This window comes from Pseudomonas sp. C9D1 (assembly GCF_056491235.1).
In genome coordinates, this window is the sequence record NZ_JBSZIE010000002.1 from 4028114 (window position 1) to 4054316 (window position 26203).

Annotated in this window: 23 protein-coding genes; 12 read left to right on the top strand and 11 right to left on the bottom strand. The window is 67.1% G+C overall.

What is annotated here, in order from left to right; genetic code table 11:
- Positions 1-20: 20 nt before the first annotated feature.
- The 3 genes from ACXI0U_RS26415 (at position 21) to fdhA (ending at position 3064) form a co-directional block, all read left to right on the top strand.
- Positions 21-662, top strand: a complete 642-nt coding sequence (locus ACXI0U_RS26415) for a sarcosine oxidase subunit gamma (protein ID WP_021217046.1) — start codon at positions 21-23, stop codon at positions 660-662.
- Between the two features lie 155 nt (positions 663-817).
- Entirely contained in the window at positions 818-1675 is an 858-nt protein-coding gene (purU, locus tag ACXI0U_RS26420) for a formyltetrahydrofolate deformylase (protein ID WP_263402768.1), read from the top strand.
- 189 nt (positions 1676-1864) lie between these two features.
- Positions 1865-3064: a formaldehyde dehydrogenase, glutathione-independent gene (gene fdhA / locus ACXI0U_RS26425; RefSeq protein ID WP_479551032.1), complete on the top strand. Its 1200-nt coding sequence runs from the start codon at positions 1865-1867 to the stop codon at positions 3062-3064.
- Positions 3065-3301: 237 nt separating this feature from the next.
- Here fdhA and betT read toward each other — a convergent pair whose 3' ends face one another.
- Both betT and ACXI0U_RS26435 read right to left on the bottom strand, forming a co-directional pair.
- A complete protein-coding gene (gene betT, locus ACXI0U_RS26430) occupies positions 3302-5260 on the bottom strand; it encodes a choline transporter BetT (RefSeq protein WP_479551117.1) in 1959 nt (652 codons plus the stop codon).
- Between the two features lie 316 nt (positions 5261-5576).
- Positions 5577-6470 (bottom strand): acyltransferase, encoded by an 894-nt coding sequence (locus ACXI0U_RS26435; RefSeq protein ID WP_479551033.1) that lies wholly within the window; start codon positions 6468-6470, stop codon positions 5577-5579.
- 164 nt (positions 6471-6634) lie between these two features.
- Between ACXI0U_RS26435 and ACXI0U_RS26440 the strand changes: the two genes are divergently transcribed.
- From ACXI0U_RS26440 to creC, 4 genes are all read left to right on the top strand, one after another.
- On the top strand, positions 6635-7891 hold the full coding sequence (locus tag ACXI0U_RS26440; protein WP_184488478.1) for an HD-GYP domain-containing protein: 1257 nt from the start codon (positions 6635-6637) through the stop codon (positions 7889-7891).
- 61 nt (positions 7892-7952) lie between these two features.
- Complete coding sequence (gene rloA2, locus ACXI0U_RS26445) at positions 7953-8471, top strand: retropepsin-like aspartic peptidase RloA2 (protein WP_479551034.1); 519 nt, start codon at positions 7953-7955, stop codon at positions 8469-8471.
- Between the two features lie 92 nt (positions 8472-8563).
- Positions 8564-9259, top strand: a complete 696-nt coding sequence (creB, locus tag ACXI0U_RS26450; protein ID WP_021217053.1) for a two-component system response regulator CreB — start codon at positions 8564-8566, stop codon at positions 9257-9259.
- A gap of 13 nt (positions 9260-9272) precedes the next feature.
- Entirely contained in the window at positions 9273-10697 is a 1425-nt protein-coding gene (creC, locus tag ACXI0U_RS26455) for a two-component system sensor histidine kinase CreC (RefSeq protein WP_184488480.1), read from the top strand.
- Positions 10698-10791: 94 nt separating this feature from the next.
- Here the strand turns inward: creC and ACXI0U_RS26460 are convergent, their stop codons facing one another.
- Positions 10792-11514, bottom strand: coding sequence for a hypothetical protein (locus ACXI0U_RS26460; protein ID WP_184488481.1), 723 nt, complete (start codon positions 11512-11514; stop codon positions 10792-10794).
- Between the two features lie 143 nt (positions 11515-11657).
- On the opposite strand from ACXI0U_RS26460, the gene ACXI0U_RS26465 reads away from it, so the two are divergent.
- From ACXI0U_RS26465 to ACXI0U_RS26485, 5 genes are all read left to right on the top strand, one after another.
- Complete coding sequence (locus tag ACXI0U_RS26465; protein WP_021217056.1) at positions 11658-12095, top strand: CBS domain-containing protein; 438 nt, start codon at positions 11658-11660, stop codon at positions 12093-12095.
- Between the two features lie 340 nt (positions 12096-12435).
- On the top strand, positions 12436-13788 hold the full coding sequence (gene creD / locus ACXI0U_RS26470) for a cell envelope integrity protein CreD (protein ID WP_479551035.1): 1353 nt from the start codon (positions 12436-12438) through the stop codon (positions 13786-13788).
- A 56-nt stretch (positions 13789-13844) separates the two neighbouring features.
- Positions 13845-14171 carry a hypothetical protein gene (locus tag ACXI0U_RS26475; RefSeq protein WP_374979643.1) on the top strand — a complete coding sequence of 109 codons (327 nt, stop codon included), beginning with the start codon at positions 13845-13847 and terminating at the stop codon, positions 14169-14171.
- The gene (locus tag ACXI0U_RS26480; RefSeq protein WP_021222773.1) at positions 14161-14328 is read left to right on the top strand and encodes a hypothetical protein; all 168 of its coding nucleotides are present in this window, start codon (positions 14161-14163) and stop codon (positions 14326-14328) included. Before ACXI0U_RS26475 ends, ACXI0U_RS26480 begins: the two co-directional genes overlap by 11 nt.
- A gap of 168 nt (positions 14329-14496) precedes the next feature.
- Entirely contained in the window at positions 14497-16590 is a 2094-nt protein-coding gene (locus tag ACXI0U_RS26485) for a TonB-dependent receptor (RefSeq protein WP_431483220.1), read from the top strand.
- 290 nt (positions 16591-16880) lie between these two features.
- Here ACXI0U_RS26485 and ACXI0U_RS26490 read toward each other — a convergent pair whose 3' ends face one another.
- The 8 genes from ACXI0U_RS26490 to ACXI0U_RS26525 all read right to left on the bottom strand — a co-directional run bounded on the left by ACXI0U_RS26490 (position 16881) and on the right by ACXI0U_RS26525 (position 26108).
- Positions 16881-17831: a Vgb family protein gene (locus tag ACXI0U_RS26490; protein ID WP_431483221.1), complete on the bottom strand. Its 951-nt coding sequence runs from the start codon at positions 17829-17831 to the stop codon at positions 16881-16883.
- Positions 17832-17908: 77 nt separating this feature from the next.
- Positions 17909-18073 (bottom strand): hypothetical protein, encoded by a 165-nt coding sequence (locus ACXI0U_RS26495; RefSeq protein ID WP_164488210.1) that lies wholly within the window; start codon positions 18071-18073, stop codon positions 17909-17911.
- Positions 18070-19194: a PepSY-associated TM helix domain-containing protein gene (locus tag ACXI0U_RS26500; RefSeq protein WP_431483222.1), complete on the bottom strand. Its 1125-nt coding sequence runs from the start codon at positions 19192-19194 to the stop codon at positions 18070-18072. The genes ACXI0U_RS26495 and ACXI0U_RS26500 overlap by 4 nt, the downstream gene beginning before the upstream one ends.
- Positions 19195-19334: 140 nt before the next feature.
- Positions 19335-21719 (bottom strand): TonB-dependent siderophore receptor, encoded by a 2385-nt coding sequence (locus ACXI0U_RS26505; protein ID WP_479551036.1) that lies wholly within the window; start codon positions 21717-21719, stop codon positions 19335-19337.
- A gap of 157 nt (positions 21720-21876) precedes the next feature.
- On the bottom strand, positions 21877-22827 hold the full coding sequence (locus tag ACXI0U_RS26510; protein ID WP_431483224.1) for a FecR domain-containing protein: 951 nt from the start codon (positions 22825-22827) through the stop codon (positions 21877-21879).
- A complete protein-coding gene (locus tag ACXI0U_RS26515) occupies positions 22824-23342 on the bottom strand; it encodes an RNA polymerase sigma factor (protein ID WP_350447537.1) in 519 nt (172 codons plus the stop codon). Before ACXI0U_RS26515 ends, ACXI0U_RS26510 begins: the two co-directional genes overlap by 4 nt.
- 124 nt (positions 23343-23466) lie before the next feature.
- On the bottom strand, positions 23467-24177 hold the full coding sequence (locus tag ACXI0U_RS26520) for a 3'-5' exonuclease (RefSeq protein ID WP_479551037.1): 711 nt from the start codon (positions 24175-24177) through the stop codon (positions 23467-23469).
- Positions 24174-26108, bottom strand: a complete 1935-nt coding sequence (locus ACXI0U_RS26525; protein ID WP_479551038.1) for a putative nucleotidyltransferase substrate binding domain-containing protein — start codon at positions 26106-26108, stop codon at positions 24174-24176. The genes ACXI0U_RS26520 and ACXI0U_RS26525 overlap by 4 nt, the downstream gene beginning before the upstream one ends.
- Between the last annotated feature and the right edge of the window lie 95 nt (positions 26109-26203).

The following is a 26203-nucleotide window of genomic DNA, read 5'->3' on the forward strand; positions in this document are numbered from 1 at the left end:
GTGCACCAGGCAGGTGAGAAATGAGCGCAGTGAACGTGTACAAGCAGCGTCCGGATGAACTGGCCGGCGAGTCGCCGCTGTTCCACGCCGGGCTCGACGAGCTGGCCGGCAAGGGCGCCCTGGGCAAATCCGGCGCCGCCGGCGTGACCCTGCGCGAGAAGCAGCTGCTGGGCCACCTGGTGCTGCGTGGCGATGCCCGCGACCCGGCCTTCGCCGGCGGCGTGCACAAGGCCCTGGGCCTGGAGCTGCCGGTGGCGCTGACCCTGGTGGCCAGCGGCGAGACCTCGCTGCAGTGGCTGTCGCCGGACGAGTGGCTGCTGATCCTGCCCCGTGGCGAGGAGTTCGCTGCCGAGCAGCGCCTGCGCGCCGCCCTGGAAGGGCTGCACCACGCGGTGATCAACGTCAGCGGCGGGCAGACGCTGCTGGAGCTGAGCGGGCCGAAGGTGCGCGAGATGCTGATGAAGTCCACGCCCTATGACCTGCACCCGAGCAACTTCCCGGTGGGCAAGGCGGTGGGTACCACCTTCGCCAAGTCGCAACTGGTGATCCGCCACACCGGCGAGGACACCTGGGAACTGCTGATCCGCCGCAGCTTCTCCGACTACTTCTGGCTCTGGCTGCAGGACGCCAGCGCCGAGTACGGGCTGGCGATCAAGGCTTGAGAGGTAGGGTGGACGACGCTCTTTTCGTCCACCGCAGGACAGCCAGGGTGGGTGAAGCGTCATCCACCTTGCGCCTGCATCCGTAGGTTGGTGCCGAGCGCAGCGAGGCCCAACGTGGCCCGTACCAACCTGCCGCCGTACCCGAGGAGATCGACATGAGCCGCACCCCCGATACCTGGATCCTCACCGCCCATTGCCCCAGCGTGCTGGGCACCGTGGACGCGGTGACGCGCTTCCTCTACGAGCAGCGCTGCTACGTCACCGAGCACCACTCCTTCGACGACCGGCTCTCCGCGCGCTTCTTCATCCGCATCGAATTCCGCCAGCCCGACGGCTTCGAGGAGCAGGCCTTCCGCGCCGCCCTGGCCGAGCGTGTGGCGCCCTTCGACATGCAGATCGAGCTGACCCCGCCCAGCTACCGCGCCAAGGTGGTGCTGATGGTCAGCAAGGCCGACCACTGCCTCAACGACCTGCTCTACCGCCAGCGCATCGGCCAACTGGCCATGGACGTGGTCGCGGTGGTCTCCAACCACCCGGACCTGGAGCCCCTGGCCCGCTGGCACGGGATTCCCTATCACCACTTCCCCCTCGACCCCAACGACAAGCCCGCCCAGGAGCGGCGCGTGTTGCAGGTGATCGAGGACACCGGCGCCGAACTGGTGGTGCTCGCCCGCTACATGCAGGTGCTGTCCCCCGAGCTGTGCCGGCGCCTGGACGGCTGGGCGATCAACATCCACCACTCGCTGCTGCCCGGCTTCAAGGGCGCCAAGCCCTACCACCAGGCGTACCAGAAGGGCGTCAAGCTGGTGGGGGCCACCGCCCACTACATCAACAACGACCTCGACGAGGGGCCGATCATCGCCCAGGGCGTGGAGCCGGTGGACCACGCCCACTACCCCGAGGACCTGATCGCCAAGGGCCGTGACATCGAATGCCTGACCCTGGCCAAGGCCGTGGGCCTGCACATCGAGCGCCGGGTGTTCCTCAACGCCAACCGCACCGTGGTGCTCTGACCTGAACAGACGTAGCCCGGGCTCCAGCCCGGGAGCGTGCCAGACCCCGGACTGAGGTCCGGCTACAGCTTTCGGCAGCCGCCCTGCCAGTTCCACCCGGCGGCTCCGGCAACAGACACACGCTCCAGTACAAGGCCGCGTGGCCCCAGGCCGCGCCTTTGTATCCACAACAACAAAGGAGATTCATGCATGTCTGGTAATCGTGGTGTTGTTTATCTCGGCGCGGGCAAGGTCGAGGTGCAGAAGATCGACTATCCCAAGATGCAGGACCCGCGCGGTCGCAAGATCGAGCACGGGGTCATCCTGCGCGTGGTATCCACCAACATCTGCGGCTCGGACCAGCACATGGTGCGCGGCCGTACCACCGCCCAGGTCGGCCTGGTGCTCGGCCACGAGATCACCGGCGAGGTGATCGAGAAGGGCAGCGACGTCGAGAACCTGAAGATCGGTGACCTGGTTTCCGTGCCCTTCAACGTCGCCTGTGGCCGCTGCCGTTCCTGCAAGGAACAGCACACCGGCGTCTGCCTCACCGTCAACCCTGCCCGTGCCGGCGGCGCCTACGGCTATGTCGACATGGGCGACTGGACCGGCGGCCAGGCCGAGTACGTGCTGGTGCCCTACGCCGACTTCAACCTGCTGAAGCTGCCGGACCGCGACAAGGCCATGGAGAAGATCCGCGACCTGACCTGCCTTTCCGACATCCTGCCCACCGGCTACCACGGCGCGGTCACCGCCGGCGTCGGCCCGGGCTCCACTGTCTACATCGCCGGTGCCGGTCCCGTCGGCCTCGCCGCTGCCGCCTCCGCGCGCTTGTTGGGCGCCGCGGTGGTGATAGTCGGCGACGTCAACCCGGTGCGCCTGGCCCATGCCAAGGCCCAGGGCTTCGAGATCGCCGACCTGTCCAAGGACACCCCGCTGCACGAGCAGATCGCCGCCCTGCTGGGCGAGCCGGAAGTGGACTGCGCCGTCGACGCCGTGGGCTTCGAAGCGCGCGGCCACGGCCATGCCGGTGCCCAGCACGAAGCGCCGGCCACGGTGCTCAACTCGCTGATGGGGGTGGTGAGGGTCGCCGGCAAGATCGGCATCCCCGGCCTCTACGTCACCGAAGACCCGGGCGCGGTGGACGCGGCGGCCAAGATCGGCAGCCTGAGCATCCGCTTCGGCCTCGGCTGGGCCAAGTCCCACAGCTTCCACACTGGCCAGACCCCGGTGATGAAATACAACCGCCAGCTCATGCAGGCCATCATGTGGGACCGCATCAACATTGCCGAAGTGGTCGGCGTGCAGGTCATCAGCCTGGACGACGCGCCCCGTGGCTACGGCGAGTTCGACGCCGGCGTGCCGAAGAAATTCGTCATCGACCCGCACAAGCTGTTCAGCGCCGCCTGACCCACCCGCAAACCCCCGGTACCGCGTCTGCTACGTTGCGGTACCTGTTTCGAGGAGCCCTTGGGCTCCTCTTTTTTATGGGGGAAGGCATGTCGGGTTTCACCCGTCGTACTACGGCCCGGAGCTTGCTGTAGGACGTAGGATGGGTAGAGCGAAGCGAAACCCATCACCTCGGAGCGATGGGTTTCGCGGGGCTCTACCCATCCTACGGACTGCTCCGTAGCCCGGCCTCCCTAGCTAGCGCACCAGGTGCAGGAACTGCAGGTGCCGTTCGTACTGGTCGAGCATGTCGTTGATGATCTGCTCGCGGCTGTAGCCCACCAGGTCGTAGTCCTGGCTGCCTTCGGCCAGGTGCACCTCGGCACGGTAGTAGCGGCGGTTGCGCAGGTTGCGTGCGTCCAGGCCGGCGACGGCGAAGGAGGGCGTGAAGTAGCCGCGCATCACCACCCGGTAGAGGAAGGGCGACTCCTCGCCGTGGCCCACTTCCAGGCTGAGGCTGGCATTGGCCGGGTCCAGCTCGGTTTCCACCCGCAGCGACTTCTCGCGGAACTGCTCCGCCACCGCCTCCATGGCCGGGCGCACCTCCTGCTCCATGAAGCGGTACACCTCGTCCCGCGAGGGGAAGTGCACGGCCTGGCTGAGGCGCTGGCGCCAGCCGCCCTTGCGTGGCCGCTGGTCCAGTGGCGCCAGGGAATGCAGGCGCGCGCGCTGGCGCTGGGATTCCAGGTAGAAGGCCTTGTGCAGGCCCCACATCATCAGCAGCAGGATCAGCGAGAAGGGCAGGGAGGTGAGCACCACCGCCGACTTCAGCGCGTCGATGCTGCCGGCGAACAGCAGCCCGCTGGTGATCAGCGCGGTCATCGCGCCCCAGAACACCCGCAGCCACTTGGGCCCGTCCTCGCCTTCCTCGCCGCCGCGCGCGGAGAGGGTCGACAGCACCACGGTGCCGGAGTCGGCAGAGGTGACGAAGAACACGAAGCTGACGAACACCGTCACGGCGATCACCGTGCGGCTCCAGGGGTAGGTTTCCAGCAGGCGGTAGATGACCATCGACGGGTCTTCGATGGCGCCGACCGCCAGTTCGGTCATGCCGTGGTTGAGCACCAGCTCCAGGGCGCTGTTGCCGAAGATCGACATCCACGCCAGGGTGAAGCCGAGGGGGATGAACAGCACGCCGAAAACGAATTCGCGGATGGTGCGCCCACGCGAGATGCGCGCGATGAACAGGCCGACGAAGGGCGCCCAGGCGATCCACCAGGCCCAGTAGAACACCGTCCAGTCGCCCAGCCAGCCGGAGGGGCTGTTCCACGCGTAGAGGTCGAAACTCTTGGCCGGCACGGCGCTGAGGTAGTCGCCGACGTTCTGCACCAGCATGTTCAGCAGGTGCTGGGTGGGCCCGGCGAAGAGCACGAACAGCAACAGCGAGCAGGCCAGCAGCATGTTGACGTCGGACATCACCCGCACGCCCTTTTCCACGCCGCTCACCGCCACCAGCACCGCCGCGCCCATCATCAGGGCGATCAGCAGCACCTGCACCCACTGGTTGTGGGGGATGCCGAACAGGTAGTCGAGGCCGGCGTTCAGGTGCAGCACGCCGAAGCCCATGTCCGCCCCCAGGCCGAACACCGTGGCGATGATGCCGAAGGCGTCTACCGTGTAGCCGATGGGGCCGTTTATGCGCTTGCCGATCAGCGGGTAGAGCGCCGAGCGCAGGGCCAGCGGCAGGTTGTGGCGGTAGGCGAAATAGGCCAGGGCCATGGCTACCAGGGCGAACACGCCCCAGCCGTGCAGGCCCCAGTGCAGGAACAGCAGCTGCATCGCCTGGCGCGCCGCCTCGGGCCCGCCGGCTTCGCCCTGGGGCGGCTGCAGCAGGTGGGTCAGCGGCTCGGAGACGCAGAAGAAGAACAGGGTGATGCTGATGCCGGCGGCGAACAGCATGCCGGCCCAGGACAGGTAGCTGAATTCCGGCTCGTCGTGGTCGGCGCCGAGCTTGATCTTGCCGTAGCCGGACAGCGCGGTGACCACCACGAACACCAGGTACAGGGTCATGGCCAGCAGGTAGTACCAGCCCACGCTGTTGGCGGCCCAGGCCTGGGCCTGCAGCAACCAGGCGCCGGCCTGCTCGGTGAAGATCGCGACCACCAGGCCGAAGATCAGGACGAAGCCCGCCGATCCCAGCAGGACGGGCGTGTTCATGCGCAGCGGCAGGCTGCCGGGGGGATTGGGCACGCTCATGATCGGGCGGCCTCTTGGCGGAAGGGGGAGGGGGTCGACAAGAAATACTCCTTTGACGCAGGTTCAGGCACGCGCCTGATGAGAAACGGAAGAGGGCGTCGAGGTTCCTTTTAAATTGATCGAGCGTTCAATATAAACACGGCAAGCGTCTTTTCGGCCAATTCCCACACCCCGTCGCGCAGGGCATCGCAGCCCCCTGAGCCAGTGCTCAAGGGGGCTGTGCCGTTTCGTCGGAAAATGCTGCGGAAGAGGGTGGAGGGCGCGGAGGCGGGCTGATTCAGCCCTGCAGTTCGGCGCGCAGCTGCTCGATGCGTGCGTCCTTCTCGGCCCAGAGGCGGGTCACCCAGTCCTGGATGTGCTGGCGGAATTGCGGGTCGTTCTCGTAGTCGCCCTGCCACAGCGAGGGGTCGATGTCGCGGGTCTGGATGTCGACGATGACCGTCGGCACCTGGCCGGACACCAGCGCCCAGAAACCGGGCACCTGCTTGCCGGGGTAGATCAGGGTGACGTCGAGCATGGCGTCGAGCTGCTCGCCCAGGGCGGCGAGCACGAAGGCCACGCCGCCGGCCTTGGGCTTGAGCAGGTGGCGGTAGGGCGAGCCCTGCTGCGCCTGCTTGGCCGGGGTGAAGCGCGTGCCTTCGAGGTAGTTCACCACCGTCACCGGCAAGCGCTTGAACTTCTCGCAGGCGGCCTTGGTGATCTCCAGGTCCTTGCCCCTCATCTCCGGGTGCTTGTCGAGGAAGGCCTTGGAGTAGCGCTTCATGAAGGGGTAATCCAGCGCCCAGAAGGCCAGGCCGATGAAGGGCACCCAGATCAGCTCCTTCTTGAGGAAGAACTTGAAGTAGGGCGTCTTGCGGTTGAAGGCCTGCACCAGGGCGGGGATGTCCACCCAGGACTGGTGGTTGGACACCACCAAGTAGGAGGTATCGCTGCGCAGGCCGTCGCCGCCGCGGATGTCCCAGACGGTGGGGGTGAGCAGGGCGAAGATGCGCTTGTCGTTCTCGGCCCAGGCTTCGGCGATCCACATCACCGCGCGGGAGCAGGCGTCCTTGAGGGCCTGCCCGGGCAGGATCAGTTTCAGCAGCGCGATCAGCAGCATGGGGCCGATCAGCACCAGGGTGTTGATCAGGATGAGCAGGATGGTGGTGATACCGGTCAGCAGCGCCCGCATAGGTCCTTGGCTCCTTGGCCTGTGGGTGGCGTTGCCATGATACGCAGTGGGCTTCGCTTGCCAAGACGTGACGGGGTGCGAAAGTCCATCGCGGGTAGCTGTCCTGGCAGCTGGCCATCAGGCATGATGGAGCTGCATTCGCGTATGTCCATCGAGTAGTTATCGTGCTCAAGAAGATCGCCGTGTCCGACCTGCGCCTGGGCATGTACGTCCAGGAATTATGCGGTTCATGGATGGACCACCCCTTCTGGAAGAGCAGCTTCCTGCTGAAATCCGAAAAGGACCTCGCCCGCATCCTCGACAGTGCCGTCACCGAGGTGTGGATAGACGCGTCCAAAGGCCTGGACATCGATTCGGGCTCCGCCAATGGCGGCAGCACCGCCGAGCAGGTGCAGCAGGAAGCCGAAGCGCGCCTGCTGGAAGCCGCCAAGGCGCCGCCGGTGGTGGTCAGCCCGGCGAGCATGGAGGAAGAACTGTCCCGCGCGGTGCAGCTCTGTGCCCGCTCCCGCGAGGCGGTGATGGAGATGTTCAGCGACGCCCGCCTCGGCCACGCCATCGAACTGGGCCACGCCGCCGAGCTGGTGGAATCCATCACCAACTCGGTACTGCGCCACCCCAATGCGTTGATCAGCCTGGCGCGGCTCAAGCGTTCCGACGAATACACCTACATGCACTCGGTGGCCGTCTGCGCGCTGATGATCGCCCTGGCGCGCCAACTGCAGCTCAGCGAAGCCCTGGTGCGCGAGGCGGGCCTGGCCGGCCTGCTCCACGACATCGGCAAGATGGCCGTGCCGCTGGAGTTGCTGAACAAGCCCGGCGCCCTCACCGACGCCGAGTTCGCCACGGTGCGCCACCACCCGGAGGCTGGCGCGCGCATGCTTATCGACAGCCGTCAGGTCAGCGCATTGGTGCTGGATGTCTGCCTGCACCACCACGAGAAATTCGACGGCAGCGGCTACCCGCACCGCCTCGGCGGCGAGCAGATCAGCTTGCTGGCGCGCATGGGCGCGGTCTGCGACGTGTACGACGCCATCACCTCCGACCGCCCCTACAAGAAGGGCTGGGCGCCGGCCGAGGCCCTGCACAAGATGGCCGAGTGGACCAAGGGGCACTTCGATCCCCAGGTGTTCCAGGCCTTCGTCAAGACCGTCGGCATCTACCCCACTGGCTCCCTGGTGCGCCTGGAAAGCGGCCGTCTCGGCGTGGTGATCGACCAGAACGCCCGCTCGTTGCTGCTGCCGCGGGTCAAGGTGTTCTTCTCGGCCCGCTCGAAGGTGCCGATTCCCCAAGAGGTGATCGACCTCGCCGCCCTCGACGGCCGCGACCGCATCATCGGCCGCGAAGCCCCGGAAGACTGGGGCTTCCGTAACCTCGACGCCCTTTGGGGTGGCGAACGCCTGCCACCCGCCAAGGCGAAGTGACGCGAACGAATGGCCGGCCATCCAGTCCTACTCCCTGCACCCTGATCCCGAGGAGAACCCGTTGAAACGCTTCCTAGCCCTGCTGACCCTGGTCGCCCTGCCGGCCTTCGCCGCCGAGGACCCCGAGCTCTATGGTCGCTACGAGTACATCCGCCTGCCGGAGATCGGCCAGACCCTCAAGGCCAAGATGGACACCGGCGCCCTGACTGCCTCGCTGTCGGCCAAGGACATCGAGCGCTTCAAGCGTGACGGTGACGACTGGGTGCGCTTCCGCCTGGCCACCAAGGACGCCGACGACACCCTCTACGAGCACCGCCTGGCGCGCATCAGCAAGATCAAGACGCGCGCCGAGGAGGCCGGCGACGAAGAGGACGACGAAGGCGAGAAGGCCGACCCGACCAAGCGCCCGGTGATCGAGATGGAGATGTGCCTGGGCGACACCAAGCGCACCGTCGAGGTCAACCTCACCGACCGCAGCAGCTTCAACTACCCGCTGCTGATCGGCGCCAAGGCCCTGCGCGAGTTCCGCGCCGCCATCTACCCCGGGCGCAAGTTCACCGCCGGCAAGCCCCAGTGCTGAGCCGCGCCGGCTGAGGTGACGGCCTCGGCGGGATTGACGCCGCCCGAGGCCTGCGGCACCGTGCCGGCTATTTCCCCGCCTGCACGGACGCCATGCCCACTATCCTGATTGTCGAAGACGAAGCGGCCATCGCCGACACCCTGGTCTATGCCCTGCAGGCTGACGGTTTCGAGGTCACCTGGCTGAGCCTGGCCAGCGAGGCGCTGGAACTGCTGGCCCGTGACCCGTTCGACCTGGTCATCCTCGATGTCGGCCTGCCCGATATCAGCGGCTTCGAAGCCTGCAAGCGCCTGCGGCGCTTCTCCGAGGTGCCGGTGATCTTCCTTACCGCCCGGGATGCCGAGATCGACCGCGTGGTGGGTCTGGAAATCGGTGCCGACGACTACGTGGTCAAGCCCTTCAGCCCCCGCGAGGTGGCCGCTCGGGTGCGCGCCATCCTCAAGCGCACCGCGCCCCGGGAGGCCGCGCGGGCCAGCGTGCCCGCCCCGGCGGCCGAAGGCGCCTTCGTGGTGGATGCGGAGCGTGTGCGCATTCATTACCTGGGCCAGTTGCTCAGCCTCACCCGCCACGAATTCCGCCTGCTGCAGACGCTGCTGGCCCAGCCCGAGCGGGTGTTCAGCCGCGAGCAGTTGCTGGATTCGGTGGGCGTCGCCAGCGATGCCGGCTACGAGCGCAGCATCGACAGCCACATCAAGAGCCTGCGCGCCAAGCTGCGCCAGGTGAACGCCGAGGCCGAGCCGATCCAGACCCATCGCGGGCTCGGCTACAGCTACGACCCCAACGCCTGACCGGAGCCCCGCCATGCCGCTCGGCGTCCGCATCTTCCTGGTGTACTTCCTCTTCGTCGGCCTGGCCGGCTACTTCGTGCTGAGCACGGTGATGGACGAGATCCGCCCCGGCGTGCGCCAGTCCACCGAAGAGACCCTGGTGGACACCGCCAACCTGCTGGCCGAGATCCTCCGCGATCCGGTGCGCGACGGCACCCTGGGCCAGAGCAATCTGCCCGAGCTGCTCAAGGCCTATGGCAAGCGCCAGCCCGGCGCCGAGATCTGGGGCGTGCGCAAGACCGAGGTGAACCACCGCATCTACGTCACCGACGGCACCGGCAAGGTGCTGCTGGACTCCAGCGGCCTGGCCGTGGGCCAGGACTACTCCGGCTGGAACGACGTGCTGCTGACCCTGCGCGGCCAGTACGGCGCCCGCTCCACCCGTGAAGACCCCAGCGACCCGGACTCCTCGGTGATGTACGTGGCGGCGCCGATCCGCGACAACGGTCGGATCATCGGTGTGGTCTCGGTGGCCAAGCCCAACCGCTCGCTGCAGCCCTACATCTACCGCTCGCAGATGCGCCTGGCCTGGCTCGGTGCCGGGCTCATCGGGCTCGGCCTGCTGATCGGCGGGCTGCTGTCCTGGTGGCTCAGCGGCTCCCTGCGGCGCCTCACCCGCTATGCCCAGGCCGTGAGCGAAGGCCAGCGCGCCGAGTTACCCACCCTGCGCGGTGGCGAGCTGGCGCAACTGGCCCGAGCCGTGGAGCGCATGCGCACCGAGCTGGAAGGCAAGGCCTACGTCGAGCGCTACGTGCACACCCTGACCCATGAGCTGAAGAGCCCGCTGGCAGCGATCCGGGGTGCGGCCGAGCTGCTGGAGGGCGAGATGCCCCCGGCGCAGCGCCAGCGCTTCGTGGCCAATATCAGCGGCGAGAGCGCGCGCCTGCAGCACCTGATCGAGCGGCTGCTGTACCTCGCCCAGGTCGAGCAGCGCCAAGGGCTGGAAGAGCGCGTGCCGGTGCCGCTGGCGCCCCTGGTGGAAGACCTGTTGCAGGCCCAGGCGGCACGCATCGAGGCCGCCGGACTCCGCATCGAGAATGCGGTGAACATCGGTCTCGAGGCATCGGGCGAACGCTTCCTGCTGCGCCAGGCGCTGGCCAACCTGCTGGACAACGCCCTGGACTTCACCCCGGCGGGCGGCCTGATCCGCATCGCCGCGAGCCGCGACGGCCATGAGCTGGACCTGCGGCTGTACAACCAGGGCGAGGCCATTCCCGACTACGCCCTGCCGCGCCTCACCGAGCGCTTCTATTCCCTGCCGCGCCCCGGCAGCGGCCGCAAGAGCACCGGCCTGGGGCTCAATTTCGTCCAGGAAGTGGCGCAGCTGCACGGCGGCAGCCTGCAGGTCTGCAACCTCGACGGCGGTGTGGAAGTGCGCCTGCGCCTGCCGGTGGCCTGATTTCGCGCAGGCACCATCCTGGTGCATCCGCCTGCCTGGCTCTCCAGGTGCTCGGGTGGCCGGACTCCGCGTGATCCACCTCAGTGCGGAGCAATCACTCCGCCGTGGCCGGTGCGCTCTTGGCGTACTTCGCGGTCACACCCTTCCAGAACGCCGGGAAGCTTTCGCTGAAGCGGGCGAACGCGGCCTTCTCGGCGCGGCTCTTCGACTCGGTCACCGCGTCCTCGGTGGACCAGGTGCTGGAGCGCTGTTCTTCCTGGGCGGTGGCCTCGGTGGAGCCGTAGATGTAGCCGCTGCGCACATCCACCAGGATGCCGGCGACGGTGGCGGTGACATGCGCCTGGTGGTTGGGCAGGAAGCCCAGCGAAACGGCGGTCAGCGGACCCAGCGGGGTGCTGTCGACATAGAAGGTGGTGTCCACGGTGTAGACCAGCAGCAGGTCCGAACGCATGCGCGCGGCGGGCAGGCGCAGGTCCTTCAGGCTCTTCATGTCGCTGGGAACCAGCAGGCGGCTCAGGGGCGCGGTCTGGCTGATCAGCGGCTGTTCGGCGATGCGCGCCAGATCGGCGTCGGACTCGATGTCGCGGGTTTGCACCACCTCGAACCCGTCCCGATAGGTACTCGTGACACGGACGATGCTCAACTGCGCCGGGAAGGGGCTGGCAGGTTTCTTGCTGAACAGCTCTTCGATATCGGCGTCGTCGATGCCGGCCAGGGGAACGCCATGGCTGGGCGTGACATAGCTCTTGCTGGAGCAACCGCCGAGCATGAGCAGCGAGAGGGCGGTGAGGGCAAAGAGGGTCTTGCGGGGGAGCATGGGAACGTCCTTTTCCAAAGGGCCGGAAGGCCCGACTGGCGGCGATTCTGCCGCTTCTTGCGAGTGCCCACAATTGACTATTCTCAAACCGTCGCCGTGCATGGAACGCGGTGCACATAACAACGAGAAACCGGGAGCAGCCAATGAAGAGCGTCGCCGAAATACTGCGGGGCAAGCCCCACACGACCATCTACCGGGTCGACCCCACCACCACCGTGCTGGAGGCGGCCGAACTGATGGCCGAGAAGGGCATCGGCGCGGTGCTGGTAATGGAGCGTGACGAGTTGGTGGGCATCGTCACCGAGCGCGACTACGTGCGTCGCGTGGCCGCCAAGGACCGCTCCTCCTACGGCACCGAGGTGCAGGAGATCATGACCTCCAACCTCTTCGTGGTCGGCCCGAAGGACAGCAACCAGTTCTGCATGCAACTGATGACCGAGAAGAACCTGCGCCACCTGCCCGTGCTGGATGACGGCAAGGTGATCGGGCTGCTGTCCATCCGCGACCTGGTACGCGACATCACCGCCGAGCAGGAAAGCCTGATCCACCATCTGGAGGACTACATCCGCGGGTCGTGCTGATCGTTTGATGTGGGCGCCGGGAGCGAATTCATTCGCGAATGTGGCCTGTGGGGTGGATGACGCTTCACCCACCCACCGGGCGGTGTTCCGTCTCGCGCATTACGCATTATCGGGTACCTCGTAGGGTGGGCCGGGCGGCGTTCTGCGAGTGAAGCGAAACCCATGGGGCAACGCCCGACTCCGCTGATGGGTTTCGCTTCGCTCTACCCATCCTACGATCCCCGCATGAGCGATCCCCACTCTCCACCCAATTCCCACACAAACTCCACACTTCCCCCATCGCCCCACCTTGGGCGGGCTCCAGACTTTCCCCATCGAGAACACATGAGGAGAGTCCGAGATGACCCGTACCCTGGGTTTCAAGCTGGGCGCCATCGCCCTGCTGATCCTGTTGCTGATGATTCCGCTGCTGATGATCGACGGCCTGATCGACGAGCGTCAGCAGGCGCGCAATGGCGTGCTGGAGAACATCGCCCAGAGCTCCAGCTACAGCCAGCAGGTGACGGGGCCGATCCTGGTGGTGCCCTATCGCCGCGTGATCCGCGAGTGGAAGACCAACGAGAAGACCGGCCAGCGCTACCTCGATGAGAGCGAGGAGCACAGCCGCCTGTTCTTCCTGCCGGAGCGCCTGCGCCTGGTCGGCGACGTGGATACCGAGCTGCGTGCCCGGGGCATCTACCAGGCGCGGTTGTACAAGAGCGATAGCCGCGTCAGCGGGCAGTTCGTGCTGCCGGCCAACTACGGCATCGATGACGGCCTGGCCGACTACCGCTTCGAGGCGCCTTTCCTGGCAGTAGGCATCAGCGACATCCGTGGCATCAGCAACGCGCTGAAGCTGGAGCTCAACGGCCGCAGCTTCGACTTCCAGCCCGGCAGCGGCGACCCGGTACTGGCCGGTGGCGTGCATGTGCCGCTGCCTAGCCTGCTCACGGCGGAGGTGCAGAACCTCGATTTCGCCTTCGACCTCAAGCTTCAGGGCACCGAATCGCTGAGCATCACCCCGGTGGGGCGCGACAGCCAGGTTGAGCTGAAGTCCGGCTGGCCGCACCCGAGCTTCGTCGGCGAGTTCCTGCCCGCCGAGCGCGAGGTGCGTGACGACGGCTTCAGTGCCCGCTGGCAGACCAGCTTCTTCGCCACCGACATGGAAGCGGCCCTGGCCAACTGTGCCTACGCCGAACGTTGCGAGGCCTTCAACAGCAAGGTGTTCGGTGTCAGCTTCGTCGACCCGGTGGACCAGTACCTGAAGACCGATCGCGCCATCAAGTACGCCCTGCTGTTCATCTGCCTGACCTTCGCCGGCTTCTTCCTCATGGAAGTGCTCAAGCGCCTGGCGGTGCACCCGGTGCAGTACGCCCTGGTGGGCTTGGCCCTGGCGTTCTTCTACCTGCTGCTGCTGTCGCTCTCCGAGCACCTGGAGTTCGCCCTGGCCTACGGCCTCTCCGCGGCGGCCTGCGTGCTGCTGGTGGGCTTCTACGTCAGCCACGTGTTGCACAGCTGGGCCCGTGGCGCGGGCTTCACCGCCGGGCTGGCGGCGCTCTACGGGATGCTCTACGGCCTGCTCAGCGCCGAGGACTACGCGCTGCTGATGGGCTCGCTGCTGGTGTTCGGCCTGCTGGCCTGCGTGATGGTGCTGACCCGCAAGCTCGACTGGTACGGCGTCGGTGCCGTCAAACCCGCCCAGGTTCAGGGCTGATAACCCCGGGCGCGGCCATCGCCGCGCCCCTTCAGGAGGAAGAAACGATGCGTGCAATGGTGCAATTCACAGCCTGCTTCGCCCTTGGCCTGGTGATTTCGGTACTGATCCTCGGCGGCCTGATGTTCGCCGGCAATTTCGGTTTCATCGACCTCTGGCTGATCACCGGCAAGCCGGTGGCCAACCTGGCGCTGATGGTGCTGCCCGAGTCCTTCTGGCACGCGCTGACCGGCGTCATCGACCCGCGCAACAACCCATCGGTGAACTCCTTCCTGCAGCTGTGCGTGGCGCTCTCCCAGGGCGCCTTGCTGCTGGCGGCCGGGTTCTTCCGCCTGTGGTACTGGCACCGTGATGAAGAGGAGGAACCCCGTGATGCGCGGTGAACTGCATGAAGAACGCGTGATCAGCCGCCGCCTGGCCTCACGCATCGCCGAACTGTTCCCCGGTTACCGGGCGGAAAGGCAGGGTGTGGTGATCGGTTTCGAGCCCTGGCCGGGGCGGGCAGAGGCTCCCCGGCAACCGCAGCGACTGGCTCGCTGATGACCGCAGGCCACGGATGGCGAGGTCTGTAGGCGTTCTAGGAGGTAGAAACGGAGCAATGTAAGCATTTTGTAAATAAAAAGATGCAAATGACTACAAAGATCAAATGGAAATGAATATCATCCGCACCCGATTCTTTTGCCCCCTATTCGGATGCGGACCTGCCCCATGTCGACCCCTGCCAAACTACCTGCCCTTACGCCCTTGGCCCTGAGCCTGGCTTCCCTGCTGTTGTCGCCGCTGGCCATGGCCGCCACCGAGCTGCCCGCCATCGAAGTGGATGGCAAGCGCACCCAGGACTCGCGGGTCAGGGACGTCTCCACCGCCACGCGCACCGCCACCCCCGTGCGCTACGTGCCCCAGGCGATCGACACGGTGCGCACCGAAGACGCCTTGAACTACGGCACCCGCACCCTCGCCCAGGCCCTGGCCGGCCTGCCCAACGTCAGCGACGCCAGCGACACCCGCTTCGACGGCCTGCGCATCCGCGGCTTCGACGCCAGCAACGACTTCTACCTGGACGGCATCCGCGACGACAGCCAGTACACCCGCGACCTGCACAACATCGAGCGCATCGAGGTGCTCAAGGGTCCGGCGGCGGTGCTCTACGGCCGTGGCAGCCAGGGTGGCCTGGTCAACCGCATCAGCAAACAGCCTCAGGCCGGGCTGGCCTCGACCCTGGAGGCGCAACTGGGCAGCCAGGACTTCCGCAGCCTCTACGCCGACCTCAGCGCCGACGCCAACGAGAACATCGCCCTGCGCCTGAACATGGGCGAGCAGGATGCCAACAGCTTCCGCAAGGGCATCGACTCCAGCCGCCAGCTGTTCGCGCCGTCCATGAGCTGGCAGCTCAGCCCCGACCTCAACTGGCTGGTGCAATACGAGTACAGCCGCCACCGCCGCACCCCGGATCGCGGCATCCCCGGCCTCAACGGCCACCCGGCGGACGTCAGCCGCGACACCGTCTACAGCGACCTGCAGCGCGACTACATCGACGACAAGGCGCAGTCCCTGCGCTCGCGCCTGACCTACGACATCAACGCCGACTGGCAACTGCGCCAGACCCTCGGCGTGTTCAAGCTCGACAGCAACTTCGACAACACCTACGTCACCAGCGTCAACGCCGCCGCCCGCACCGTGGGCCGCGCCCGCTGGCAGCAGGACCTGACCACCCGCAACATCTTCAGCAACGTCGAGCTGGAAGGCGTGTTCCACACCGCCGGCCTGGAGCACCGTCTGCTCACCGGCCTGGAGCTGGGCAACCAGCACCGCGACCCGAAGCTCTACACCAACGCCACCGGCGCCGCCAACGCCGCGCCCTCGCTGGACATCTTCAACCCCGACACCACCCGCCAGCAGACCGGGCGCATGGTCGCCAGCAGCGATGCCCAGCACCGCATCGACAGCCGCGCCCTGTACATCCAGGACCAGGTGACCCTGAACGAGCAGTGGCAGGTGCTATTCGGCCTGCGCTACGACCACTTCGACGTGGACAGCCAGAACCGCCTCACCCGTCGCAGCGAGCAGCAGGTGGACGACAGCTTCAGCCCCCGCGTGGGCGTGGTCTGGACGCCGCTGCGCGACCATTCCTTCTACGCCTCCTACAGCAAGACCTACTCGCCGGTGGGCGGCGGCCTGATCGGCGTCACCGCCGGCGCGACCACCAACACCAACGACACCGGCCCGGAACACACCCGCCAGTACGAGGTGGGTGTGAAGAGCGACTGGCTGGAGGACAACCTCAGCACCACCCTGGCCGTCTACGAGATCGAGCTGTACAACCGCCGCACCTCCGACCCGCTGAACCCGGGCAACTTCCTGCTCTCCGGCCTGCAGCGCTCCCGCGGCGTCGAGCTGACCGCCAGCGGCCGCCTCCACGGCAACTGGTACCTGCGCGGCGGCATCGGCCTGCAGGACGCGGAGATCGTCAAGGACAACAACGGCCTGGAAGGCAAGCGCATCGGCGACGTGGCCGAGCGCAACGGCAGCCTGTTCCTCAGCTGGAAACCGGAACAGGGCCTGTACGGTGAAACCGGCCTGACCCTGGTGGGCGACCGCTACGCCGACAACGCCAACACCGTGGCGCTGCCGGGCTACGGCCGCTGGGACGCCATGCTCGGCTACCGCCTGGAGCAGTGGGACCTGAAGGCCGCACTGACCAACATCGCCGACAAGACCTACTACGCCACCGCCACCAGCGCCGTGCAGATCATGCCCGGCGACCCGCGCACCCTGATGACCAGCGCGAGCTATCGGTTCTGATCGCCGTAGGATGGCGTAGAGCGAAGCGAAACCCATCCTACGATTCAGCGGCCGAGGCGGGGCTGGGTCTTGCACCGTTGGGCCTCGCTGCACTCGGCGCCAACCTACGGCGGGTAACCCCGGGGAGGCTGGCGCCGAGTACGAGCCTGGCCCGTAGGATGGTGTAGAGCGAAGCGAAACCCATCAGCTCCCAGCACGGAGACGCCTTGGGTGCCGGGCCTTCAGCATGGGTTTCGCGGTGCTCTACCCATCCTACGGATGACCGTGCCTGGGTTGAGCCTTGTACCCGCTCAATCCCTGATCATCACCAGCCGGTCGAGGCCCGATTCCGCGCCCCAGACTTCGCCGATGCGGCCGGAGAGCTGCAGCACGCGGGCGTTGGCCTGGTCGCTTGGGAAGGCGGTGAAGCGCTGGCTGAAGGGGTTGAAGCGGAGGATGGCGTTGCTGCTGAAATCGCTGATCCAGATGCGGTCCTGCTCGTCGACGAACATGGCATGGGCGTCGGCCTTGCCGCCGGGCAGGGCCCAGCTGTTCCAGGCGTTGGCCAGCGGGTCGTAGCGGCTGAGCTTGCCGCTGCCGCTTTCACTGACCCAGAGGGTGCCCTTGGAATCGCTCCAGATGCGTTGCGGCCCCTGCTGCGCCTCGGGTGAGGCGATCACCTCGGCATGGCCGGAGCCGGCGTCGATGCGGGCGATGTGCTTGCCGTCGAGGCTGGCGTACCAGATCTCGCCATTGGGGGTGGTGGTGATGCCGTAGGGCCCGGCGCCGCCGGGGGCGGGCCAGACCTTGATCTCGCCGTTCTTCGGGTCGAGTCGGCCGTAGTAGCCGTCCTGCCCGGTGAACCAGAGCAGCCCGGCCCTATCGAAGGTGGCGCTGTTGAGGCCGGCGTCGGCGGCGCTGCCCGGCAAGGGGTAGTGCTTGGCGCTGAGGCGGTCCGGGTCGACCTTCACCAGGGCGTTGAGGCCGGCGTCGGTGACCCAGGCCGCGCCGTCCTGGCCGACCACCACGCCGCGCGGGCTGGAGCCGGCGCCGAGGGCGATCTGCTGGCTCTGCCCGGTCATGGGGTCGAGCAGCCCGAGCAGGCCGAGTTTCTGCGCGGTGTACCAGACGCGGCCGTCGGTGGCGGGGGCCACGTCGCGCGGGCCGCTGCCCGGTGGCAGGGGGAAGTACTTCACCTCGGCGGCGAGCACGGTCGTGCTGAGCAGGGCGGCGAACAGGAGCGCAGCAGCGTTGCGGAGCATGGCGACCTCCAGGTCTGGGACACAGACGTATGGACGCCGCCGCGCTCCAAGGGTTCGCCGCGAATTTCCCCGGCGGCTCAGCGCCGCAGCAGCAAGGGACGGATGCCTAGGAAGGCGGGGATGCCCAGGCCGACCCAGGCCAGGGCGTCCCAGAGGCCGTCGCCGAGCAGGGCGCCCACCAGGCCGATGGCGGTGAGCGCCGCCAGCAGCGCGGGCACGGCGAAGGTGCGCTTCAGGTTCATGCCGCCGCCTCCCCACGCTGCCGCGCCGGCGCGCGTCGGCGCACCCACCAGAGGTAGAGCCCACTGCCGAGGACGATGATGGTCAGCACGTCCAAGGTCGCCCACAGTAGCTGCATGGGCAGGCCGCCGTAGTCGCCGAAGTGCAGCGGCTGGGACATGGCTAGGGTGTCCATGTACCAGGGCCGCTCGCCGATGGCGGTGACTTCTAGGGTGCGCGCGTCGATCAGCACCGGCGTCCACAGGTGCGAGGTGAGGTGGCTGCTGCCCTTCATGAACACCGAGTAGTGGTGCTCGCTGGAGAAGCGCGTGCCGGGGAAGGCGATGAAGTCCGGCGCCATGCCCGGCGTCGCCTGGGCGGCGATCTCCAGCAGGCGCGTGGCCGGGGCGCGCTCGGTGAGCGGCGGGGCGTCGCGGTAGGGCTCGACCATGGCGGCCAGGCTCTCGTTGCGCCAGGCGGCGATCACCAGGTCGGCGCAGGCGCTGATCACCCCAGTGACACCGACCACCAGGGCCCAGGTCAGGGTGACGATGCCGATGAGGTTGTGCAGGTCCAGCCAGCGGGTGCGGGTGGAGCGGTCGCGGCGCACGGTGCCGAACTCCAGGCGGCGCATGAAGGGCGCATAGAGCACCGCGCCGGAGACGATCGCGACCACGAACAGCAGGCCCATGAAGGCCAGCAACAGCTTGCCCGGCAGCCCGGCGAACATGTCCACGTGCAGGCGCAGCATGGTCATCATGAAGCCGCCGTTGGCCGAGGGCATGGCCACTGGCTCGCCGCTGCGGGCGTCGAGCATGAAGGTGTGCGAGGAGTTGGGTTCGGTGCCGGCGGTGGCGGCGGTGATGGCCACCACGCCATTGGGCTCGTCGTCTTCCCAGCCCAGGTACTGCACCACCTCGCCCCGGCGATGGGCCTCGGCGGCCTGCACCAGTTGCTGCAGGTCGAGGCGCGGCGAGTCCGCCGGCATCTCGCGCAGCACCGGGGCGTCGCCCAGCAGGTGGTCGATCTCGTGGTGGAAGATCAGCGGCAGGCCGGTCAGTGCCAGGAGCAGCAGGAAGGCCGTGCAGATCAGGCTGGTCCAGGTGTGGACGAAGGACCAGCGGCGGATGGTGGTTGATTTCATCGGCTTCTCCAGCGGCTCTTTCCCCTTCTCGCGAGGGTTACGCGGCCGCCCAGGTGGGCCCTGCACAAGGCTTCGATCTTCTGTGCCGGGCCTATCAATGACGAAGGCCGGCAGCGCCGGCCTTCGTGGTCACGGGTGGATCAGAACTCCAGCTGAGCGGAGAAGGTCAGGGTGCGCGGGTCACCCAGGTAGTAGCTGTTCAGCCAGTATTCCTTGTTGGCCAGGTTGCTGACGTTGGCACGCAGGGTCAGGGTGTTGTCGGCCACCGGCATGCGGTAACGGGCACCGGCGTCGAAGGTGGTGAAGGACGGCAGGCTGTAGTTGTTGGCGCCATCCGCATACTGCTTGCCTGTGTAGTAGGCGCCGCCGGTCAGAGCAAAGCCTGGTAGGTCATTGACGTCGTATTCGGTGTAAAGCTTGGCCAGCGTCGAGGCAACGTTGGTGGGCTTTTTCCCTTCGAATTCCGGGCTGTTGGATTTTTTCACTTCCGGATCAAGCAGCGTGATACCACCCACCAGAGTCAGGTCGCGGGTGACCTTGCCGGTAACCCCGAACTCCAGACCGTAGTTCTCCTGGCGACCATTGGGGGTGTAGGCGAAGTTGGTGATGTAGTTGGGCTTATCGATGTTGAACAGGGCCAGAGTGAACAGCGCTTCACCCAACTGGGCCTTGGCGCCGATCTCATACTGTTCGCTCACTTCCGGCGACAGCGGCGTGCCTCGGGGAAGGTTTGCTACGCCATCGGGGGCAGTACCGCCAGATTGCAGGCCTTCGATATAGGTAGCGTAGGTAGTCAGCCAATCGACCGGTTTGTAGATGAGGGAAACGTTCGGCGAAGTCTCGCTTTTCGCGTAGCGGGTCTTGCCGGTGCCATAGACGAAGTCGTTGGCATAGGTATCGATCTTGGAGTGAACCAGGCCGAGTACGGAGGACCATTGCGGGTTGAAAGTAATGGTGTCGCCGATCAGGAAGCTGTCCATGTTGCTGGTGGACGAGATGTGCTGGGCTTTGTTGCCAATGCTGTAGCCGGGTTTGTCGACCTGCGGGGAGGTGCCAATAGGCACAGTGCCGACCACAGAGTTCCACTGGTAGCCAACCGGGATGTGGTCTTCGTGCTGCTTGGTGCGGACGCTGTTGCCCTGATAGCCAACGGTGACCTTGTGACCGATGGTGCCGGTATCGAACACCGAGTCGAGGAACAGGTAGGCCGAGGTTTCAGCGCTGTCTGTGGGGGCAAACGCATAGAGCGGCTGGGTGTAAACGCCGGAGCTATAAACGGTCGGGCCGGTATAGGTGTATTCCTCCGTGTACTCGGAGTAGCCCAGTGCACCGCGCAGGGTGAAGACATCGTCGAGGCGCCAGTTGAAGCGGCTGCCGATACGATCCTGCTCGGTGTCTGAGAAGGCCCACTTCTGGCTGTAGAGCTTGTCGTTGCTCAGGTCTTTGGCATCCGGACGGTCGGCGCCGTTGTTGACGTACCAGTAGCTGTTCAGACCGCGTACTTCACTTTTCTTATGAGAGGCATCGAACTGGATCAGCAGGTCATCGCTGACGTTCCAGTCCAGCGCCATGGTGATCATCTGGCGGCGTCGCTTCTGCATGTCGATGGCGGTCTCGCCGTCCTGGGTCAGGACGTTGACGCGGTAGGCGAATACGCCCTGGTCATCGATGGGGCCGCCGAAATCGCCGTGCAGGTAGTAATTGTCGCCACCGGCATTACCCAAGGTCACGCTGTTGTAGCGCTCGTAGGTGGGGCGCTTGAGCACGTAGTTGACCAGGCCGCCGGGGCTTGCCGGGCCGTAGAGGAAGCCGCTGAGGCCGGTGAGGATCTCGATCTGCTCCATTTCCTCTACATAGTTACCAGCGTCGAAACCGGTGGAGTAGCGCAGGCCATCGTTGGCGATGCTCAGGTTGCCGGCGGAGCTGAAGCCACGAATGGCCACGGCGCTGGCATAGCCGGCGTTCTTCGGCGAGTAGAGCTGAGTGAAGGGGTTGCGCTTGAAGACGTCGTCGGTGGAGGTCGTCTGGGTGTTCTGCAGCATCTCTTTGGAGACGACGCTGATGGAGTAGGGCGTATCTTGCAGGCGCATGCCACCCAGGGCGCCGACGTTCTTCACGTTCTCGGTGCGGTAGCCGGCTGCGGCGCTGCCGTCCTGGGCCGCGGCGCGGGCGTTGACGTTGACGTCGGGCAGGGCCATGCCGGTTTCCGCCAGGGGCTCCAGGCTGAAGGTGCCCGCCGGGCTTTTCACCAGTTGCAGGCCGCTGCCGCTGAGGGCGGCGCGCAGGGCGCCTTCGGCGTTGTATTCGCCCTGTACCGGCTGCGAGGTCTTGCCGCTGGTCAGGCTCGGGTCGATGCTCAGGACGATGCCGGCTTCGCTGGCGATGCGGCTCAGGGTGCTGGCCATGGGCGCGGCGGGCAGCTGGTACTGCTGGGTATCGGCGCTGGCCTGGGTGGACAGGCTACCCAGGAGGATCGCGGCGGCGAGCAGGCTGGGGCGGAAACCGGGGCGGAAGGCGAAGGTCATTGCGAACGACTCCTGATAGGAAATAAGTCTCAATGACCTGTTGCCGGATCAGGATAGAAAAGTGATAGGGGCACTGCGAAATATTTTTTGAATATCCGGCGGAAGGTGATTTCCCGGGCCGGAGCCCGGGCTACGCAGGGGAACGCGGTTAGCAGCGCTATTTCTCGGCGGGCACCACGCGGGTCCACCAGCCGGTGTGGCGTTCGATGCGCACGGGCAGGCTGGGGGGTAGGGCGTCCAGGGCGAGGTCGCTGTTGCGCAGGGGGAAGCTGCCGCTGATGCGCAGGTCGGCGATTTCCGGGGCGACGCCCAGGTAGCCGCTGCGGTATTCGCCCAACTGCTCCAGCAGGTCGGCGAGGCGGGCGTTTTCCACCACCAGCATGCCGTGCACCCAGGCGTCGGCGCCCACTGCGGCGGGCTGGCTGGCCTCCAGTTGGGTGCGGCGCATCAGCACCTGCTGGCCTTCCTTGATGATGCGTTCGTCATCGGCCTGGGCCGGGTGGACGGCGACCGCCGATTGCAGGACCACCAGGCGCGTGCCGTCTTTCTCGGCGCGTACCAGGAAGCGGGTGCCGAGGGCGCGCAGGTCACCGTTCTCGGTGCCGACCACGAAGGGGCGCGGGTCGCCGTGGGCGGTTTCGACGAGGATCTCGCCGCTGCGCAGGTGGATGCGGCGCTGGGCCGGGTCGAACTCGATGTCCAGGGCACTGCGGCTGTTGAGGCGAACGTGGGTGCTGTCGGGCAGCAGCAGGTCGCGTTGTTCGCCGCTGGCGGTGACTTCGTCGGCCAGCCAGTCGCTCAGGGGGCGCTGCTGGTTGGCCAGGCCCAGGGCCAGGGCGCCGACCAGCACCAGGCCGAGCAGGCCGCCGCTGCGGCGCATGCTGCGCGGCGAGCGCAGCAGGGCACGGCGGGCCGGGGCGCTGCCGGCGGCGATGAATTGCTGGTCGAGCCCGGCCAGTTGCGCCCAGGCGCGGGCGTGCTCGGCATTGGCGGCGTGCCAGTGGAGAAACTCCGCCTGCTCGCCGGCACTGGCGTCGCCTGAGCCCAGGCACAGCTGCCAGTGGATGGCTTCGTCGAGAACCTGTGAGGAAACCGGGGCGCGATTCACGTCGGCTCACCGTAGAGCGCGATGTAGCACTGGCGCAGGCCCTGGGCGAGGTACTGGCGCACGCGCGGCACGGAGACGCCCAGACGCTCGGCGATTTCGGCGTGGCCCAGGCCGTCGACACGGTTGTAGAGGAAGGCGGCGCGGGCCTTGCTGGAGAGCGTGCCCAGCAGGCGGTCGATCTCGCGCAGGGCCTCGAGGATCAGCGCCTGTTCTTCCAGGTCCGGGTGCACGGCTTCGGGCACCAGGGCCAGCTCGTCGAGGTAGGCGCGTTCCAGGGCGCTGCGGCGGAAGTGGTCCACCAGCAGGCCACGGGCGATGGTGGTGAGCAGGGCACGGGGCTCGCGCACCTGGTGCAGGTCGGCTTTGCCGAGGATGCGCACGAAGGCGTCCTGGCTGAGGTCTTCCGCCCGATGGGGGCAGCTCAGGCTGCGGCGCAGCCAGCCGAGCAGCCAGTCACGATGGTCGCGATAGAGCGCGCCCGCCAGAGCATGGTTCGTGGTTTCCCCAAGCGACACTGCAACCTCCGCCGCTCGAAGCTGGCTGGTAGGAAATAGAGCGAGAATGATTCGCAATTATGCCCATGCTGGCCACGGGCCGCAATCGCAGGCCGTCGGTTGGCGATGACCGTTCGCGGAGGGATCAGAGGCCGGGTTGCTGCTGGCGGCGTTGCCAGCGGGTCAGGGCGGCGGCGAGGGCGGCGGGGCTGCCGAGGCCTTGTTGGCGGGCGCGGCTGAAGAGGATCAGGGCCATTTCGGCGGTGGCCAGGGCGTCGGCGCTAGCGTGGTGGCGCTGCTGCACCTGCAGGCCGAAATACTCGGCCCATTGGTCCAGCCCGCCGTTGCGGATGCCGGCGTCGGGGCACAGCAGCGGGGCCAGTTCGGCGACGTCGAGGAGGGGGTGCTGCAGGCGGTGGCCGAGGTCACGCCGGAGGGCGCGGGCGAGCATGCGCTGGTCGAAGGGGGCGTGGAAGGCCAGCAGCGGGCTGTCGCCGAGGTACTCCATGAAGGCCAGCAGGGCTTCGGCGGGCTCCACACCTTCGGCCGACTCGCTGGGGGCGATGCCGTGGATCAGCACGCTGGGGCTGACACGGCCGGTTTCGCGGTGCAGGGTGGCTTCGAACTGGTGGCCGAGGTCGATGGCGCCGTTCTCGATGCTCACCGCACCGATGGACAGCACCAGGTCGCGGCTCATGTTCAGGCCGCTGGTTTCCAGGTCGAGCACCACGAAGCGCTGTTCGCCCAGGGGGCCGTCTCCCAGCCCGAGCGGGGCGGGCAGCTGTTCCCGCCGGCGCTGCTGGGCATCGCTCAACGGCGGGCGGTGGCGTCGGGTGAGCCAGGCGAGGGCGTTCATAGCTGGTAGCGCAGCGCGAGGCTGGCCTGCAGGCGCTGGGCCTGGCGGAAGGATTCGCGGAGGATGCGCCGGTCCAGGTGGTTGAGGCTGTCCGGGTCGAGGCGGTTGGAGAAGGGCAGCCCCTGACGGGCCTGTTGCTGGTGCTGCTGCATGCGGGTCTGCTGGATGAAGTGGTAGGCCTCCTCGAAGGCGGCGCCGTCCTGGGCGTCGATCACTTCGTGGGCGACCAGTTGGCGCAGGCGTTCGAGGGTGTTGCAGCTGTCGATGCCGTGGGCCAGGGCCAGCAGGCGCGCGCCGTCGACGAAGGGGGTGAGGCCCTGGACCTTGAGGTCGAGGGTGTCTTTCTCGGCACCCTTGCGGGCCACCACGAAATCACGGAAGCGGCCCACGGGCGGGCGTTGGCGCAGGGCGTTGTCGGCCATCAGGCGCTGGAACAGTTGGTTGTCGGCTACTTGCACGAGCACCTCGCGGCGCAGTTGCTCGCAGCTCTCGCGGTCGCCCCAGACGGTGCGCAGGTCGAAGTAGATGCTCGAGCCCAGCAGGCTTTCCGGCGTGGCTTCGCGGATGAAGCCGGCGAAGCGGCGGCCCCACTCCTGGCGCGACAGGCACAGCTCGGGATTGCTGGCCATGATGCGCCCCCGGCACAGCTCGAAGCCGCATGTGGCCAGGTCCTGGTTGATGCGTTCGGCCAGGGGCAGCAGGCGCCCACGGATGGCGGCGGCTTCGGCGGCGTCGCGGGCCTCGAAGAGGATGCCGTTGTCCTGGTCGGTGTGCAGGGTCTGCTCGCGACGGCCTTCGCTGCCGAAGCACAGCCAGGTGAAGGGCAGGCCGGGGTCGCCGAGGGCTTCGATGGCCAGCTCTATGACCCGGCACACGGTGTGGTCGTTGAGCAGGGTGATGATGTGGGTGATCTGGGTGGAGCTGGCGCCGTGGGCGAGCATGCTGTCCACCAGGCGCTGGATCTCGCTGCGCAGGGCGGCGAGGGTTTCCACCCGGCCGGCGTGGCGGATGGTGCGCGCCAGGTGCACCAGGTCGACGCGCTGCAGGGAAAACAGGTCGCGCTCGGAGACCACGCCACGCAGGCGGCCGTCGTCCACCACGCAGACGTGGGCGATGTGGCGCTCGGTCATGGCGATGGCGGCGTCGAAGGCGCTGGCATCCGGGGGCAGGTGGAAGGGCTGCTGGGTCATCAGCTCGGCGATGCTCTGGCCGAGGTCGGCGCAGGCGTCGGCGATCACCCGGCGCAGGTCGCGCAGGGTGAAGATGCCCTGGGGCTGCTGCTGCTCGTCGACGATGACGATGCTGCCCACCTGGTTCTCATGCATCAGCCGCACCGCGTCGCGCAGGGGCATCTGCGGCGGGCAGGCGATGGGCTGGCGCACGGCGAGGTCGATCAGGCGGGTGTCGAGGGAGTACTGGGCGCCGAGGGTTTCCACCGCGCGCAGCTGCACCTGCTGGTTGACCTGGTCGAGCAGGCTGCTGACGCCGCGCAGGGCGAAGTCGCGGAAGGGGCCGGAGAGGGCGAACAGGCGCACGAACGCCGGCTTGGCCAGGAGCAGGCAGAAGGTGTCTTCACCGGCCAGGTGCTCGGTGCGGGTAGCGCGTTCGCCGAGCAGGGCGGCGAGGGGGAAGCACTCGCCGCCGGCGATCTCGAAGGTGGTTTCGGTGCCGCGCTTGGCCGAATGCGGGCGCTCGCCGACGACTCGGCCCTGCTTGACGATATAGAAGTGCTCCACCGGCCCGTCGCTGGGCTTGATGATGGATTCCCCACGCCCGTAGAAACGCAGCAGGCAGTTCTCCACCAAGTAGGCCAGGTGGGCGCTTTCCATCTGGTTGAAGGGGGGGAATTTCTGCAGGAATTCCATGGTGCCATGGACGTTCTGCATCACCGCCAGCTTGCCCGCCTGGGCGAAGGCGTCCGTCGTGCTCATGCTGTGGGTTCCACGGCTCTCTTGTTGTGGGGTGCATGGTCGGTGGCTGCAGCGGTGCTGCACATTGGACGTAAGTATAGAGAGGCCGCCGGCGC

Bases quoted from the DNA above. Each gene is read 5' to 3' on its own strand.
- ACXI0U_RS26415 (WP_021217046.1), top strand. From the start codon at position 21: ATGAGCGCAGTGAACGTGTACAAGCAGCGTCCGGATGAACTGGCCGGC.
- purU (WP_263402768.1), top strand. From the start codon at position 818: ATGAGCCGCACCCCCGATACCTGGATCCTCACCGCCCATTGCCCCAGC.
- fdhA (WP_479551032.1), top strand. From the start codon at position 1,865: ATGTCTGGTAATCGTGGTGTTGTTTATCTCGGCGCGGGCAAGGTCGAG.
- betT (WP_479551117.1), bottom strand. From the start codon at position 5,260: ATGAACACGCCCGTCCTGCTGGGATCGGCGGGCTTCGTCCTGATCTTC.
- ACXI0U_RS26435 (WP_479551033.1), bottom strand. From the start codon at position 6,470: ATGCGGGCGCTGCTGACCGGTATCACCACCATCCTGCTCATCCTGATC.
- creB (WP_021217053.1), top strand. From the start codon at position 8,564: ATGCCCACTATCCTGATTGTCGAAGACGAAGCGGCCATCGCCGACACC.
- creC (WP_184488480.1), top strand. From the start codon at position 9,273: ATGCCGCTCGGCGTCCGCATCTTCCTGGTGTACTTCCTCTTCGTCGGC.
- ACXI0U_RS26460 (WP_184488481.1), bottom strand. From the start codon at position 11,514: ATGCTCCCCCGCAAGACCCTCTTTGCCCTCACCGCCCTCTCGCTGCTC.
- ACXI0U_RS26465 (WP_021217056.1), top strand. From the start codon at position 11,658: ATGAAGAGCGTCGCCGAAATACTGCGGGGCAAGCCCCACACGACCATC.
- creD (WP_479551035.1), top strand. From the start codon at position 12,436: ATGACCCGTACCCTGGGTTTCAAGCTGGGCGCCATCGCCCTGCTGATC.
- ACXI0U_RS26475 (WP_374979643.1), top strand. From the start codon at position 13,845: ATGGTGCAATTCACAGCCTGCTTCGCCCTTGGCCTGGTGATTTCGGTA.
- ACXI0U_RS26480 (WP_021222773.1), top strand. From the start codon at position 14,161: ATGCGCGGTGAACTGCATGAAGAACGCGTGATCAGCCGCCGCCTGGCC.
- ACXI0U_RS26485 (WP_431483220.1), top strand. From the start codon at position 14,497: ATGTCGACCCCTGCCAAACTACCTGCCCTTACGCCCTTGGCCCTGAGC.
- ACXI0U_RS26490 (WP_431483221.1), bottom strand. From the start codon at position 17,831: ATGCTCCGCAACGCTGCTGCGCTCCTGTTCGCCGCCCTGCTCAGCACG.
- ACXI0U_RS26495 (WP_164488210.1), bottom strand. From the start codon at position 18,073: ATGAACCTGAAGCGCACCTTCGCCGTGCCCGCGCTGCTGGCGGCGCTC.
- ACXI0U_RS26500 (WP_431483222.1), bottom strand. From the start codon at position 19,194: ATGAAATCAACCACCATCCGCCGCTGGTCCTTCGTCCACACCTGGACC.
- ACXI0U_RS26505 (WP_479551036.1), bottom strand. From the start codon at position 21,719: ATGACCTTCGCCTTCCGCCCCGGTTTCCGCCCCAGCCTGCTCGCCGCC.
- ACXI0U_RS26520 (WP_479551037.1), bottom strand. From the start codon at position 24,177: ATGAACGCCCTCGCCTGGCTCACCCGACGCCACCGCCCGCCGTTGAGC.
- ACXI0U_RS26525 (WP_479551038.1), bottom strand. From the start codon at position 26,108: ATGAGCACGACGGACGCCTTCGCCCAGGCGGGCAAGCTGGCGGTGATG.